The organism is Paraburkholderia dioscoreae (genome assembly GCF_902459535.1).
Classification (GTDB): Bacteria; Pseudomonadota; Gammaproteobacteria; order Burkholderiales; family Burkholderiaceae; genus Paraburkholderia; species Paraburkholderia dioscoreae.
Map to the genome: position 1 here is coordinate 3,175,352 of NZ_LR699554.1, position 14,893 is coordinate 3,190,244.

The window sequence follows — 14,893 nt, forward strand, 5'->3', positions numbered from 1 at the left end:
GAAGTCCTATAGGGCGAGATCAATCGGACATCGAAAGAACATCAGTTCCAGATTACACAACAATGGTGCAATACCGCCTGCTGCCGCAATGTGCGGGAACCTTCACCGGCGCCAGTCAGGGCGGCGGCGAAGGCAGACTGGACACCCGGCAGTTTCAAACTGACCGGTCAGAACATGTGCAACAGTGCAAGGCGATAGACCATCTGGTTACGTCCCGAGGAAACATCGGCCGAGCCAGGAATATTGGCAAAGTCGAAATCGGTGCCCGTGTTCGCGCTGACCGCGTGTTGATAGGCGCCCTCGAGAAACACAGACGTCCGCGTCGACAGATCGTAGTTGAGCTTCAGGCTAAGCTGGTGCCACTTGGGATCGAATTTCCCGACGGTCGAGGAAAGACTTGCCTGCGTATAGGTATAGCACGCACCGAGGTAGAGCGCGGGCGTGAAGTGATACAAGCCGCTCACTTCGAAGTTGTCGAACTTCCACGCGTTCCATGTGCCGCCAGCGGGCTGCGTGGTACCCGTGAAGTATGCGTTTGCCGTCGGATCGTAAACATCCACATGCGAATACGCGAAGCCCACCAGTGCCTTGCCGATCGTGTAGTTGATGCCGATGCCGATGTTTTGCTGCGACCGCGCATTGAAGGTATTGTCGCTGGTCACCGCGCCGGACGAGTTGGCGGACGCAACCGTGGCAGAACTTGCGTTGTTCAGCTTGAGATACGACGCACCGATCTGCAGGCCGCCGTTCTGATACTGCGCACCGAAGCCATACAGCCGGTTATTCGAAAAGCCGCCCGCCTGGTTGCTGAACGCGTACATGCCTTCGGCAGTGAAGCCGTGAATGGTCGGCGTGACGTATTTGATCGCGTTGTTGACGCGGAAGGAATAGTCGGTGTTGTCGTTGTCGTAGGGATGCGAGAAGAGATATCCCGTCCAGTTACCATTCGCGGTCATGGGCGAAAACATGTCCACGCTAGGGTCGTACTGGCGCCCGAACGTCAACGTGCCGTATTGGTCCGACGCGATGCCGACATACGCCTGGCGGCCGAACTCCCGGCCGCCTTGCGACATCTTGCCGGTGTTCACGTCGAAGCCGCTTTCGAGCTGGAACACGGCGTGATACCCGGCACCGAGATCTTCTGTGCCCTTCAGGCCCCAGCGGCTCCCGTAGTCATAGCCGCTTTGCATCTGGTATGCGTCATTACCCCTCGCATTGGTCGTGTAATTGAAGCCGTCTTCAATCTTCCCGTACAGCGTCACGCTGCTTTGTGCATGCACGGCTGTCGCAATCATGATTGCGGGCAGCGCTACACCAATTCGTTTCATCACCACCGCTAATCCCCTTCCGTTGAATGTTTTGAATACCTTCGTTTTTGTCGACCAGTCATGTCTGTCACGCGTCACGGCGTGAAGCCATCGATTGATCGATGCCAAACGTTAAGTGATCCAAATTTCTTCGCGTATCCGCGAAATCGGAAGAGTCCTTTCCAACCAGCGCAACAACCCGGTTTGCAGCGGTAATTCGTTGACAGGCAAGGCACCGGCGAACATCAGCAATGGGAGAACGGTTACGATCGCTCCTGCGTGTTGCTCGCGGCAGACACTTATTTCCGGGGGCCGCCCGACTCCGAGGTGCCCTGGTCATCCGCACCATAGCCGGCCTGCGCGCCTGTGTGGCCAGCGGCACGATTCGCGGCGACTGCAGCTTCGGCCGCGAGGATGTCTTCCGGGTAATGCGGGTCGCTGCCTGCACCCGGGCGCCATCCCGTCAGTTCCAGTTCAACCAGTTCTGCTCTTACCTGAGCTCGCGTGAGGGGAGCCGCCGATTGAGCAAACGCAAGTGCGGGAATAGCGGCGGCAAGCGCGACGGACGCGACGAGCACGCCATGTGCGAACGTAGACTTCATGTCGAGGAACCTCGTAGGGACTTGATGGTTTGAGCAACAGCGAGTGTTTGTACAGGCTCGCGCAGTCTAGCCATGTCCCTGCGAATCGTTAACCGCCGCACCTGGAAAGAATTGTTGCCGAAAACGCGTGTTTCGGACGCAGATCGCAATAACGGCAACTCGAACTCACGCAGCGTTCAACGAATCCGACGGCACCTCGCCTGCGGCGCACTCCCCGATGCCGTCATGCAGATCGTTAGTCGCCGCAGTCAGTCGTGCGACGAACTGCTGCAGAAACTCGATCCAGGTGCGGATCTTTGCGTCGACAAAGCGTCGGGACGGGTAAAGAGCGTAGATGTTCATACTGCCGCCTGTGTGAGCCGGAAGTACCCTCAAAAGTGAACCGTCCCGCAATCCTCCCGCGACGGCAATCGCCGGGACCATGCCGATGCCCATTCCCTGCCGCATTGCACAGATGAGCGAATCGACGCTCGTTACGATCAGTTTTCCGCTCATGGGGAGCGCGCCGTCATCCTGAGTGCGGTCGAAAAACCAGTCGTACGACGGGAGTCCGGGCACGTCCGCAACCAGCCCCGCGTGAGACTTCAGTCCGCGCAATTCACGTGGCGCGCGATGCTCGCGCAGATAAGCCGGCGACGCGCACAAGATGTTACGGGTCGTGCCCAGCACGCGGCACACAAGATCGGAATCGGCGAGTGACGAGGCCGAGATCAACGCCACATCGGCAATGCCGGAGAAAAGATCCGGCGGCTGCACAAACGATTTGAGTTGCACAGCGACGTTCGGATAAAGCTTGCGGTACTCGCCGGCGGCGAGCATTACCCACTCCTGTCCGACTGCCTCATTCAGAGCGACGCGCAGTACGCCTTCCGGAGTTTCATGAGCGCTTCTTGCTTCGCCCTCTGCGTCCGCGACATCGGCAAGGATGCGCAGCGCCGAGCGCGAATAGATCTTACCCTGCTCGGTTAACGTAACGCGACGCGACGTTCTGTGAAGCAACCGCACTTTCAGGCGTTCCTCCAGCTCCGATACCGCACGGGAGACGGCACCCGTCGTCAGGTTGAGCGATCGCGCAACGGCGCTGAAGCTGCCGGCCTGCGCCACGAGGGTAAAGATTCGCATGCTCCGTAGCGTGTCCATGATGTTCGTTTCTTCCGCGCTTGTGTGCAGACTGTGTCTTGCCATGCAAGACCGGCTGCGGGATGCAGATCACGCCTTGACCGCACCGACGTCCGGGTGCCTTCCATCGGATCTTGCCGGGGCGGCAATGCGCGCGGACTATGCCGCACACTCCATTGCCAGCAGCATATCGAGCCGGCGGCAGATTTGCGCTTCGAACTTCTCGCGCAGTGTTCCGTCGTAGCCGCGCCGCAGATCGGGCGCATCAAAGGCACAGGTTGCTATTGCGAACTTGCCCGACGCTTCGCCCATCTGGTCGAATGCCGAGTCGCTGCCCCGCTTGCGGAGCGTGCAGAAGAACGCGATATGCTGGACGCACGCGCCGTTATGCTTTAACCACGCCTCTACCGGCGCAGACGCGAAACCGGCCCACACCGGAGAGCCGACTACAACGGCGTCGTAGTCCTGCAAGCGGTGTATGGGCGGCATGACATCGACAGGACGGTGCCACAGTATGTCTACGAGCGAGCGCAAATATCCGCGCACGCCCTTGCGAGCTGCATGCCTTGCCGTCTCGCGAACAGGTTCGATATCCGCGCCGAGCTCAAGTGCGAGCATTTCCGCAATGCGGCGAGTCGTACCGCTACGGGTGTAATAGACGACCAGAATTTTGTATTGATCCGACACGGCTCTCCTCCTTCATGCGTCATCCGGCTTGGATACGCACAGCTTCAGCTTAAAGAGCCAATGGCTTCGCAGCATGATCCAGGTCAACCTGTCAGGCAGCGACGCGGAGGCAATGAACCACGCCCCCTGCGACAAAACCGCGCAACGGTCTTTCGTATTACGTAACCTTCAACAAGCGGAGGAGTGCAGAACAGAGGTTGGCCGAAGCACGCCGCGCAATCGTCTCTCGATCCGCCCTATTGCTCACGGCCCGTTCGTGTTGAATCGTCTGGTAAGTAATTGATGACTACGTTTCTTTCGGACGATCGCCGAAACTATCTGACTGCCCAGACAAAACCACAATCTTTACAGGCGACAACGGCCGCTAACGCGGCCTCGATGTGTGCAGAACGCGCCTGCTCGTTGCTGGAAAAGCAAAGCGACTCATGCATGTCGGCCCCGTAGGCATACGTCAGATCGTGCGAGTCGCATATGACACACTCTCCAGGGGCGCCTCCCCTGGCGGAGCGCGCGCCCTTATCACGTGAGGGTGCGGGCTGAACTGGCGTTTGCGTCATCTATGCTTTTCCACCTTGATTATGTCTGCTGTGCTGTGTAGCCGGTGCGGCGTAATTAGCCGCAAGGAACATCGAAGCCGATAAGGGATCGGCTTCGATGTTCATCACGCGTGGACTACCAATCCACGTCGTCTGATACGAACTGGCGGCTTAGAAGCGATGGCGCATGCCAATAGTACCGACCACCTGATTGCCGTTCGACGACGGCGAAACGCCATTGACGACAGCGACGTTCGCAACACCGTTGCCGAGTTCGCCCGATGCGTGTTGATAGACACCACCCGCATACACGTCCGTGCGCTTGCTAAGCGAATAGTCCGCCTCGAGCGACACTGTGTGCCACTTCGGATCGCCCGTTCCCGTACCGGACACCTTGCCGTCCGTGTACGTGTAGGCTGCCGCGATGCCCAAGGCCGGCGTCAGCGCATAGCGGCCATTGATTTCGAAGTTGTCCAGGTGCAGATTGGTGCCCGGCAGCCCCGCGGAGAAATTCGATCCGCTGAAGCCGTTGCTGACTGCGCCGATGCCGTCAAGTTGCGTGTGCGTCCAGACGAATCCAACCACCGCCGGACCGTAGGTGTAATTCAGGCCAACACCATAAGTGCGTTGCAGCGCTGCGCCGATGTTCGCCTCGCCTGCCCCGACCGACGTTGCACCGCCCGAAGTACCGCCCGAGTTGTTCATCTGCAGATAGGCGGCGGCAACGTTGAATGGGCCGTTCGCATACGATGCCCCAACGCTCCATGCGCGGTTATTCGAGAAATCCCCTGCGCCGTTACTGAAGCCATACAGGCCGCCGAACTGGAAGCCTGCGTAATTCGCGCTCGAGTACTTAACCGTGTTCTTGAGCGAGAACGAGTTATCGAGGTTATCGTTATCGAGCGGGTGGGCGGCCAGGTTGTTACCGAAGCCGGCGCCAGCAGCCGAAATCGGCGCGAGGTAGTCGACCACGGAGTCATACTGACGGCCGAGCGTGACTTGCCCGAACTGGTCGCTCTTCAGGCCGACATACGCCTGGCGATTGAACATCGTGCTGCCGTCCTGGAACTGGCCGTTGTTCAGGTTGAAGTCGCTTTCCAACGTGAAGATCGCATGCAGACCGCCGCCGAGATCCTCATTACCGCGCAGGCCGAAGTACGTATTCGACACTACGCCGCTACCTTCCTGCCACGCGCTGTGACCACCCTGGTTGTTGGAATAAACCAGGCCGGCATCAAGAGAACCGTATAACGTGACGCTGCTTTGAGCGTGAGCGGTCACGGCGAATAAACTCACGATTCCCGCAACAATAAATGACTTTCTCATGATCTGGACTCCGATACGTGCATAGAATTGCGTTCCACTGCCCACGGCAAGTGACGCATGTTGTGTGACAAATGAAGTCTACGCCCGCGGTTTAAGCCTTTAGTAACGCATCTCGCAACAGTGCCTCCTGCAAACTCGCAAGATCCGGATGGCAGAGATAAGTCCATGTGATCAAACGATTTTCAACGCAATCCTGGACTCCATGACCGCCTCACCTACTTCTGCGGTGTTGTTCTTACACCACGGCAAATTCATCGAAAATACACACGATTCGAGCGTCGCGCTCTGCAGCACGAAATTCACTCGCGCAAATTCGGTAGCTGCTGGCAAAGGAGCTTCTTGTGGCCCTTGCGTCCATGAACGATTTCAGCCACCTGCCATGAAGCAAGCGCAACGCAGCCGAATATCACTTCGCGTGCGCGTTTAACGAGTGCCAGCGATAGCGCCGTCTCCCGATCCACGCCGACCACGACCGCGAGAAGCAGCACCGCTGCTTCCTGCACACCAAGACCGGCCGGCACCATAAACGCCGCATGACGCACGGCCTGCGTCAAGGCCTCGATTGCCAACGCGCCGCTCACCGACACCGGATGCCCCAGCATTGCCAGAGCCCAGTATGTTTCCAGCGTGCCCGACACGTAGCCGGCGAATTGCCAGAGGAAAGCACTTGCTAGCAGGCCCGTGCGAGACATCAGTGCATCGATATCCGCATCGAGACGTTTTCCGTCGATATCGCGCAGCAATGGGTGCGCGTCACCCAGCAGTTTCGCGGCGAAGCGTTCGATCCTGTGAAATACCCGCCCGCGGCGGATGAGTACAACCGTCAGGATTGGCAGCGGTAGTGAAAGCGCCAGTGCGAGCCCGATCGTCTTTATCGCGCTGACCTGATGCGCCGACGTGGCGATCAGTACGAGCCCAAGCGCGGAAAACGCGTACTGCACGGCCATCGTGACCAGCACTTCGACTACGACCGACGCGCTGACCGTGCTCGCGTCCGCTATGCGCCAGCGTGCAAGTCCGATTCCGACGATTTCGCCGCCAATGCTCGCCACCGGCAGCAGCCGGCTGATCGCCTCGCGCACAGTCGCGACCCACCAGAGAAACGGCAGCGACGCACGCTTGCCAAGCAACAGGCTCCACGCATAGGCATCGAGTAATAGGGGCAATGCGTGCAATGGCACTAACAACAGCAACGCGAACCCCGCGCCGGCAATAACGTGCATGACGTCGCCAGCACCTTCATGCAACACGAGCGCGATGAGCATCGCGATACCGGCGGGCAATCCTATCCAACGCAGCCATTTCATACCGATTACCCGCGCAGTGCGAGCAGGTCGGCAAAGGCGCCGCGCGTCGCACCAGCGGCACCGATCGCTTCTGCCACGCGCGGGGACAGCAGCGCGTCGAGTTCGTCCGCATGACGGTAGGACTGCATTCCCGGCGTCAATGGAGCGTCGCCCGCTGTGGCCGGGTGACAATAGATCTCGCCGACACCACCGGGGAGCCCTTCGAGCGCGGCAAGCCACACCGACTCGGTCATGCGTCCGGTGTCCGCGAGACCGATCACATAGTCGTTATGGGCAATGCCCGCGCGGTCAAGTCGCGCGCGCACCAGGTTCATCCACGGCCGTAACCAGAGCGGCGCATCGCGCTCGCCTGGCAGACGCATTGCGCGCATTCCGAAGTCGCGCCCGATCTCGATGATCAGCGAGAGTACCGTTGGATGAAGGTGAAAATGCTTGTGTGTATTGACGTGATCGAGTGGCAGGCCCGTCTTCGCAAACGCCTCGAACTGCGCGCGGATTTCCAGCGCAAGTTGCGCGCGAACGTGCGGTAGAAAGTAGAACCTGAAACCGTCGCGCACCATGTTGCTACCGAACCGGCCTTGCGCGCCCACCAGCGCGGGAATCGACTCGCGTGGCAGCACAGGCATGCCATCGGCGAGGACCAGATGGAGGCCCACGCACAGTCCCGGAAGCGATCGGGCACGCGCTATCGCATCCTCTGCAGCGGGCGCGCCTACCATCAGGCTCGCCGCGGTCAATACACCATGCCGGTAGGCGAGCTCAACCGCCTCGTTCACGCGAGGATGCAGGCCGAAATCGTCCGCCGTAATAATCAGCATTCTCTGACGCATGCGATCATTGAAGATCACGCCTCGTGGGCGCGCAGGAAACGGAAGAATTCGACGCCCTCGCGCAGGCGCCGTTTCATCATGTCCCAGCTCGTCAGCATCTCCCGCAGGATTTCCCAGATCTTCGACGGCCGGAAATAGAAACGCTTGTAGAAGTTTTCGAGCTGATGGTAAATCTCGTCGCGCGACAGATGCGGATAGCCGATCGCCGCCAGTTGCACGCCTGATTTGCTCACGAGGTTGATCACCTTGTTCTCTTCGAGCCAGCCGTTGTCAACCGCCTGGTTATAGAGCGTCGTGCCGGGATACGGCGCCGCGAGCGATACCTGGATCGTGTGCGGATTGATCTCTTTGGCGTATTCGATCGTCTTCTGGATCGTGTCCTGTGTTTCGCCGGGCAGACCGAGAATGAACGTGCCGTGAATCTTGATGCCGAGTTTGCGGCAATCGTCGCTGAAACGGCGTGCGATGTCCGTGCGCAGACCCTTCTTGATGTTCAGCAGGATCTGGTCGTCGCCCGATTCATAACCGACCAGCAGCAGGCGCAGGCCGTTTTCCTTCATGATCTTCAGCGTCGAGTACGGCACGTTCGCCTTCGCATTGCACGACCACGTCACGCCCAGTTGCCCAAGACCGCGGGCAATTTCTTCGACCCGCGGCTTGAAGTCGGTGAAGGTGTCGTCGTCGAACATGATCTCCCTGACTTCAGGCATGTTGTCGCGAATCCACTTCACTTCCGCCAGCACGTTTTCGACCGAGCGCGTGCGGTAGCGATGTCCGCCCACGGTTTGCGGCCACAGGCAGAAGGTGCACTTCGAGCGGCAACCGCGGCCCGTGTAGATCGACACGTACGGGTGCTTCAGATAACCGATGAAGTAGTTGTCGATCTTCAGATCGCGCTTGTAGACGGGCGCGACGAACGGCAGCTCGTCCATGTTCTCGAGGATCGGGCGCGCTTCGTTGTGCTCGATCGAACCGTCGGCGGCGCGATAGCTCAGACCCTGGATCTGCGCAAACGGCTTGCCTCCGGCGACTTCCTGACAGGTGAAGTCGAATTCCTCGCGGCAGACGAAGTCGATCGCTTCGGTAGCCGTCAGCGAATTGTGCGGATCGACGGCGACCTTCGCGCCCACCATGCCGATCAACACGGACGGTTTGCGCTTCTTCAGGTCTTCGGCGAACAGGGCGTCGGTGGGAAAGGACGGCGTGCTGGTGTGGATCACCACCAGATCGTATTGCTGCGCAATGTCCAGCGTTTGGTCGACCGACAAACCATCTGCCGGTGCGTCGAGCACGCGGCTGTCGGGCACGAGTGCGGCGGGCTGTGCGAGCCACGTGGGATACCAGAACGAGCGGACTTCACGTTTGGCCTGATAGCGCGAACCCGCGCCACCATCGAAGCCGTCGTACGACGGCGCCTGCAAGAAAAGCGCTTTCATGATTGCTCCGGCAACTTGCGTTCAATAAAGAAATTTTCGCGCCGCTGGCGCGAAACGTATGTAATGTCAGAGGCCATCGGATGCATCGGTGAAATCCAGCGCCTTCATAACTGAGGATTGATCGGGTTAGTGGACGGTGCAACTGGCACGCGCGCTCCACGCCACACGACATGCGAACCAAACGCTCCAGCGAGCCATTGCAACGCCAATAACGTATCGCGTAGCGGCACGAGCGGCAGATCGCGCCAGAACGAACGCGAATGACGTGCGCCCCGTGCGTGAAGCAGTATCCGCGCGGCCACGCCAACGGCCGAATTGACCGCCATCGCCGTTGCCGCCCACGGATGCGCGCCCGCTACCACGCCCGAACGAAAATCTAACGCCAACCATGCACCGGATACAAGCCACGGCGTAGCAAACGTAATGAACAATGACGCGAAGCCCGGCTGATTCACTGACCTGATCGTACGCAACCAGCGCGTTTCTCTGAGCCACAACGTTGCGAATGTCGGTTCGATGACGTCGGTCGCGACCATCACCGGGGACAGCACCGTACGAAGTCCGAGGTTGCGGACGTGCTCGGCGAGCCAGTAGTCGTCGGCAAGGCAATCTTTCAGCGCATGGAAGCCGCCGATGCGCTCGAGCGTAGCGCGCCGCAACGCGAGCGTCGCCCCGAAGCCAAACCGGCGGGAGCCGACTGCGTGCGCCACTCGCACGGATGGAGCAAACCACTCGTTAATAAAGAGCGCGCCAATACGAGGCCAGAAACCGCCAACACTCTGCGCCACGTAGAGACATGTCACCACGCCGACTCCAGGATCGGCCAACGGCGCTGAAACAGTACTTAAATAGTCGGGGTTGACTGCGATATCGCTGTCCGCAATCACGATCACGTCGTACTTGGCCCGCTCGGCCATGTTGATGAGATTACTCACCTTCAGATTGCTGCCATGTACTCGCGAATCGATTGCGAGTTCGATATCACGCGATGGATACGCAGCCTGCAGACGCCTTACAACCGGAATGGCTGCGTCGCCGGGCGAAGACACACCGAACAGAATCTGGAAGCGTGGATGCGTCTGCTCGCAGAACGTAGCGAGATTCTCATACAACCTCGGCTCGTCACCGCATAAAGGCTTCAATACACTGACGCCGTCGGCCATTCCAGTATATGGCTGGAACCGGTTGTTGTTCGCGCGAGTCGCGCGCAGAAACGGAGTCGCGACCGCGGCAACGACTGCGTATAGCGTAGCCATGCAGCACAGCACTACCAGCGGCCACCGGCAAGCGGACAAGACAATGTGCATCATCGAACAGTACCTCATGCTACTTCCACCGCTGAGCGCCGCAACGCACGAATCGAGGCGCGGCTACCAGCGCGCGAGAACACACGCTCATTCATTCGTTCATCGCCAACTCGACAACTCGATATCGGCAATCAAGGATCGATCAGGACGCATGTAGTGCATGCTGACTATCGGAAGGCAACATCAATTTTTATCGGATTTCGTGATGGTGAGATAGACGCGTTCCCTTTCTTATTGATCTTGAGCAATGCTTCTTTCAACTGCCTTATTGGCGGCTTCGGCGAGGAGTGGGAATAGGCCTCCAGATGCGGCGCCAATCGCGTTGCAGGTGTTTTCGGCAGCTGATTCAGAACGACACTTACAAGATCCTTTGAGTCATGCCGACACCAGGAATCCAGGCACTCCACGCGGGACGCGACCGCATATTAAATGCAGCATGGTTCTGAATAAACGCCGTAGCGGCTAAAACACTTTTCCTGGAATTACCTGGTGCGGCGGGTTGACAGATCGATCCAGCACCGGCTGGCTTCCCGCCATGACCAGACGTCGACGTGATCACCAACGCGTGCGTCGCTGAAAGTGATTTTTTGAATTCCGCACAAAAGCGGACGGCCGCGCGAAGTGCGAATGACCTCCTGAAAGCAGCCGCACTCAGACATTCTTCTCGATACGATAGCGTCCAATTGACTCAGGTTTCGTCAACAGTCCCTTCCTGCAACATCAACGAATACAGAGTAGCCATCCACCTAGAATGACGATTACCAGATGCGGCGCCCCGCCCGGTGCATTAATGATGTGAAGGCAACTTTCCACGAAAGCGCGACCTTGTTACAAGCGCTGTCGATATTCACCCTGCAAAGCTCTCCCGGAGTTTTTATGAAATCAGCAGTTGTCCAGACGATCACATTGTGTGTCGCTTCAATCATTTCGGTTTCGGTGTTTGCGCAGACCGCGGCGTCCGACGATATCGCCTCGTCAGCCCCTGTGAGCGCCGCCGTAAGCGCTCCTCCGTCCAGCGCGAAAGCACGTCGCGCCCAGAATCATCTGGTGCAAAAAAATGTTCGACATGCCCTGACTGCGACCAAAGGACTCAACTCGTCCGGAATCTCGATTCTCGCGAAAAACGGCGTCGTGACGCTGGTCGGAAGCGCTCCGGACGAAAAACAGATCGCTCGCGCGGCCTCCGTTGCGCAGGGCGCTGCCGGCGTTCAGCGCGTCGACAATAAGCTGAAGGTCTTCGAACCCGGTAACTAAGCTTGCGCGGCAGCAGGTAGATCATCTTTTCGCTGCCGCCGCACGAACACTGCAAGGTACGGATTGCCCGGTGTTTCCCCTGCGCCGAACAACCCGCCAGTGAGCGATCGATTGCCACTGGACCAACCGGCGTGTCGGCCGCCGCTGAACCGCGGCGCCGAACCGAAATCTCCCTCAAGCCACTTCCGGCCCGCCAAGGCGCCTATTCCGGCTCCGCCATCGCTCCCATTCGCATTCGGTTCCAACCTATGACAGAATGAGCCACGCCTAACCTCCTCAAACAGTTGCGCGCAACTGTACCTGCTCCTTGAACTCGCTTTCAGCTACCGTATCAATGTCACTGGTCAACGGCTTTCTAGCCGGTGCGGACCCCGTGGCCATTGAGAGACTAGCCGAGCGGTCCGGCATCCCGCATGCATTGCTGCATAGGCCAGGCGCGCGCGTCACGCAGGAGCAGTTTGCAACGCTGTATCGTCTGCTGGCAGCCGAATACGACGACGAAATGCCCGGCATCTTCAGCCGGCCATTGCGTAATGGCACGCTCAAATATCTCTGCCTCAGTCTGCTCGACGCACCTCGACTGGATGTCGCGATGCATCGCTTCGGCCAGTTCTTCCACCTGATTCTGGACGACTTCACGGTGAAGTCGCGGCGCGATGACTCGCTTTGCCGGATCGAACTCGTGGCGAACGAGGCAAACAAGTTTCAGAACGCGCTTGGGCAGGAGTTGATGTTGAAGCTCGTGCATGGTGTGGCGTCCTGGCTGATCGGGCAGAAAATCCCTCTGGTCGAGGTGGAGTTCGATTTCCCGCGGCCAACGCGAGAGACCGACCACCTCTATCTGTTCCCGGGACCGGTGCATTTCGGTTGTACGCAGACCTGCATGTCGTTTGAAGCCAGATATCTCGACATGGCCATCCGGCAACACAAATCCGATCTGAAGAAGTTTCTGGCGCGTGCACCGGAGGACTGGATCTTCGTGTCGTTTGCCGAACAGATGGTCTGTCACCAGGTTCGCCAATACATTGCGGGTTGCCTTCCAGCAATTCCCACGATTGCGATCGTCGCACAGGATCTGCACTACTCAGTGAGAACACTGTGCCGCCGTCTGTCGATTGAAGGGACGACCTTCCAGGCGATCAAGGACGAACTGCGCCGCGACATCGCTATCCAGCGTCTCACGCGTTCGGCGGACGCAATCGGCGTCATTGCCTACGAGGTCGGCTTTGACGACCCAACCGCGTTTCACCGCGCGTTCCGCCACTGGACGGGCAGCACGCCACAGGCATACCGCAAGATGGTTTGACGCAAAGACTACGCCGATGGCTTCGCCGCATCGACGAGATGCCGTCCGAATCGCTGCTTGAGAACCAGTTTCTGGAGCTTCCCCGTGGCGGTCAGCGGCATCTCGGGAACGAATACAACGTCATCCGGAATCCACCACCTGGCGACCTTGCCCTCGTAGTACGCTAACAATTGTTGCGCGCTCAACGTACTGCCGGCACGCTTTACTACAATCAACACCGGACGCTCGTCCCATTTCGGATGCTCGCAACCAATGCAAGCCGCTGATTCGACCTCGGGATGAGACATCGCCACATGTTCGAGTTCGATCGACGAAATCCATTCGCCGCCGGACTTGATGACATCTTTGCTTCGATCCGTGATCTGCATATAGCCGTCCGGATCGATCGTCGCAACGTCGCCCGTTGAAAACCAGCCGTCCTCCAGTGCTGTTTGCCCGGCGCCATAGTAGCGATCCAGCACCCAGTGGCCGCGTGCCATCAGATCGCCCGCCGACTTTCCGTCCCACGGCAGTTCCGCTCCGCCGGACCCGACTATCTTCAGATCGATGCCAGGCACGACGCGCCCCTGTTTCGCGTCGATGCACTTCTGCTCCTCCGCGGATTTATCCTGGTAGTCATGCGACGGCGAGCATACCGTGCCCAGCGGCGACAGCTCCGTCATACCCCACGCATGCACGGCCTTGATGCCGAGCTCGCGCAACGACGAAGCCAGTTGCGGCGGGCACGCCGATCCCCCGACGATTGCACGCTTGAAGTGCGTGCTGTGCTTGCCCGCACGCCGCATGTAGTCGACGAGGCCCAACCAGATAGTCGGCACGCCTGCCGAAAAGGTGACGCCTTCCTGCTCGAACAGCGTCCACAGCGATTCGCCGTCGAGTTTCGCTCCGGGCAGCACGAGCTTTGCACCCACTAGCGGCGCCGAAAACGGCAAACCCCAGGCATTCACATGGAACATCGGCACTACAGGCGCGACGGTGTCCGTCGAGGACAGACAGAGCGTGTCGGGCAACGCCGACCCGTAGGCCATCAGGCTGAGCGAGCGATGCGAATACAGCACGCCTTTAGGGTTGCCGGTTGTCCCGGACGTGTAGCACAGAACCGCGGCACGCTGTTCGTCGAACCGGGGCCAGTCGAATTCCTGAGGCTGCGCGCCGATCAGCGTCTCGTAGCTCAGCAGCGGCACAGGGAATGTCTCCGGCAATGCCCGCTCGTCGCACAACATGATCCACTTCTCCACAAGCGGGCACTGGTGAGCAATCTGCTCGACAAGCGGTGCGAACGACATGTCGAAACAGACGAACCGGTCTTGCGCGTGGTTGATGATGTAGGCGATCTGCTCAGTGAAAAGCCGCGGATTGATGGTATGACAGACAGCGCCAATACCGGACACGCCGTAGTACAACTCCATGTGGCGATAGCCGTTCCATGCGAGCGTGCCGATGCGATCACCGGCTTCGATGCCGTGCGCCGTCAGCGCATTCGCGAGTTGCATGGCGCGGATATGGCAGTCGCGATAGGTGTAGCGGTGGATATCGCCCTCGACACGGCGCGACACGATCTCGACCTTGCTGGAGTGCCGCGCCGCCTGCTGAAGCAACGACGACAACAGTAACGGCGCGTACATCATCTGGCCAAACAGGTCCATGTGCTTGTCTCCGGAAGGGTCTTCACTCGCGATGCTCTGGAAGGTATTGATCGCCTGCCTGACAAATAAGGCCAGCCAGCCGCGAGCATCGCTGAGGGCAGCGTTACGCTGCATCTTTAGTCTATTCTAGATTGGCCCGCTTCATTGAGCACTAGCAAGCTTGGCCGATTCATTGACAGAATCTGCCATTCCGGGCTTGGGCGAGTCTGCGTGTTCTGCCGATGAAAGAA

The 14,893-nt window shown here is 59.1% G+C and carries 12 protein-coding genes; 2 read left to right on the forward strand and 10 right to left on the reverse strand.

Translation table 11 applies throughout. The features are described 5' to 3' along the window. Window positions 1–167: 167 nt before the first annotated feature. From PDMSB3_RS34305 to hpnI, 9 genes are all read right to left on the reverse strand, one after another. Window positions 168–1,328 (reverse strand): porin, encoded by a 1,161-nt coding sequence (locus tag PDMSB3_RS34305; RefSeq protein ID WP_007178352.1) that lies wholly within the window; start codon window positions 1,326–1,328, stop codon window positions 168–170. A 278-nt stretch (window positions 1,329–1,606) separates the two neighbouring features. Beyond that, the gene (locus PDMSB3_RS34310) at window positions 1,607–1,909 is read right to left on the reverse strand and encodes a DUF4148 domain-containing protein (RefSeq protein WP_007178353.1); all 303 of its coding nucleotides are present in this window, start codon (window positions 1,907–1,909) and stop codon (window positions 1,607–1,609) included. Window positions 1,910–2,074: 165 nt separating this feature from the next. Beyond that, window positions 2,075–3,094 carry a LysR family transcriptional regulator gene (locus PDMSB3_RS34315; protein WP_007178354.1) on the reverse strand — a complete coding sequence of 340 codons (1,020 nt, stop codon included), beginning with the start codon at window positions 3,092–3,094 and terminating at the stop codon, window positions 2,075–2,077. A 93-nt stretch (window positions 3,095–3,187) separates the two neighbouring features. After that, a complete protein-coding gene (locus tag PDMSB3_RS34320; RefSeq protein ID WP_007178355.1) occupies window positions 3,188–3,715 on the reverse strand; it encodes a flavodoxin family protein in 528 nt (175 codons plus the stop codon). A gap of 707 nt (window positions 3,716–4,422) precedes the next feature. After that, complete coding sequence (locus PDMSB3_RS34325; protein ID WP_007178356.1) at window positions 4,423–5,577, reverse strand: porin; 1,155 nt, start codon at window positions 5,575–5,577, stop codon at window positions 4,423–4,425. A gap of 299 nt (window positions 5,578–5,876) precedes the next feature. Continuing rightward, complete coding sequence (locus tag PDMSB3_RS34330) at window positions 5,877–6,884, reverse strand: lysylphosphatidylglycerol synthase domain-containing protein (protein ID WP_165189399.1); 1,008 nt, start codon at window positions 6,882–6,884, stop codon at window positions 5,877–5,879. A 5-nt stretch (window positions 6,885–6,889) separates the two neighbouring features. After that, entirely contained in the window at window positions 6,890–7,702 is an 813-nt protein-coding gene (hpnK, locus tag PDMSB3_RS34335; RefSeq protein ID WP_007178358.1) for a hopanoid biosynthesis-associated protein HpnK, read from the reverse strand. A gap of 26 nt (window positions 7,703–7,728) precedes the next feature. Then, window positions 7,729–9,150: a hopanoid biosynthesis associated radical SAM protein HpnJ gene (hpnJ, locus tag PDMSB3_RS34340; RefSeq protein WP_165189401.1), complete on the reverse strand. Its 1,422-nt coding sequence runs from the start codon at window positions 9,148–9,150 to the stop codon at window positions 7,729–7,731. Window positions 9,151–9,254: 104 nt separating this feature from the next. Then, complete coding sequence (hpnI, locus tag PDMSB3_RS34345) at window positions 9,255–10,460, reverse strand: bacteriohopanetetrol glucosamine biosynthesis glycosyltransferase HpnI (protein ID WP_007178360.1); 1,206 nt, start codon at window positions 10,458–10,460, stop codon at window positions 9,255–9,257. Window positions 10,461–11,252: 792 nt separating this feature from the next. Here hpnI and PDMSB3_RS34350 point away from each other — a divergent pair. Both PDMSB3_RS34350 and PDMSB3_RS34355 read left to right on the forward strand, forming a co-directional pair. After that, entirely contained in the window at window positions 11,253–11,711 is a 459-nt protein-coding gene (locus PDMSB3_RS34350) for a BON domain-containing protein (protein WP_232064398.1), read from the forward strand. A 334-nt stretch (window positions 11,712–12,045) separates the two neighbouring features. Further along, window positions 12,046–13,017 carry an AraC family transcriptional regulator gene (locus tag PDMSB3_RS34355; protein WP_007178362.1) on the forward strand — a complete coding sequence of 324 codons (972 nt, stop codon included), beginning with the start codon at window positions 12,046–12,048 and terminating at the stop codon, window positions 13,015–13,017. An 8-nt stretch (window positions 13,018–13,025) separates the two neighbouring features. Here PDMSB3_RS34355 and PDMSB3_RS34360 read toward each other — a convergent pair whose 3' ends face one another. Next, the gene (locus tag PDMSB3_RS34360; RefSeq protein ID WP_035516828.1) at window positions 13,026–14,663 is read right to left on the reverse strand and encodes a 3-(methylthio)propionyl-CoA ligase; all 1,638 of its coding nucleotides are present in this window, start codon (window positions 14,661–14,663) and stop codon (window positions 13,026–13,028) included. Window positions 14,664–14,893 lie beyond the last annotated feature (230 nt).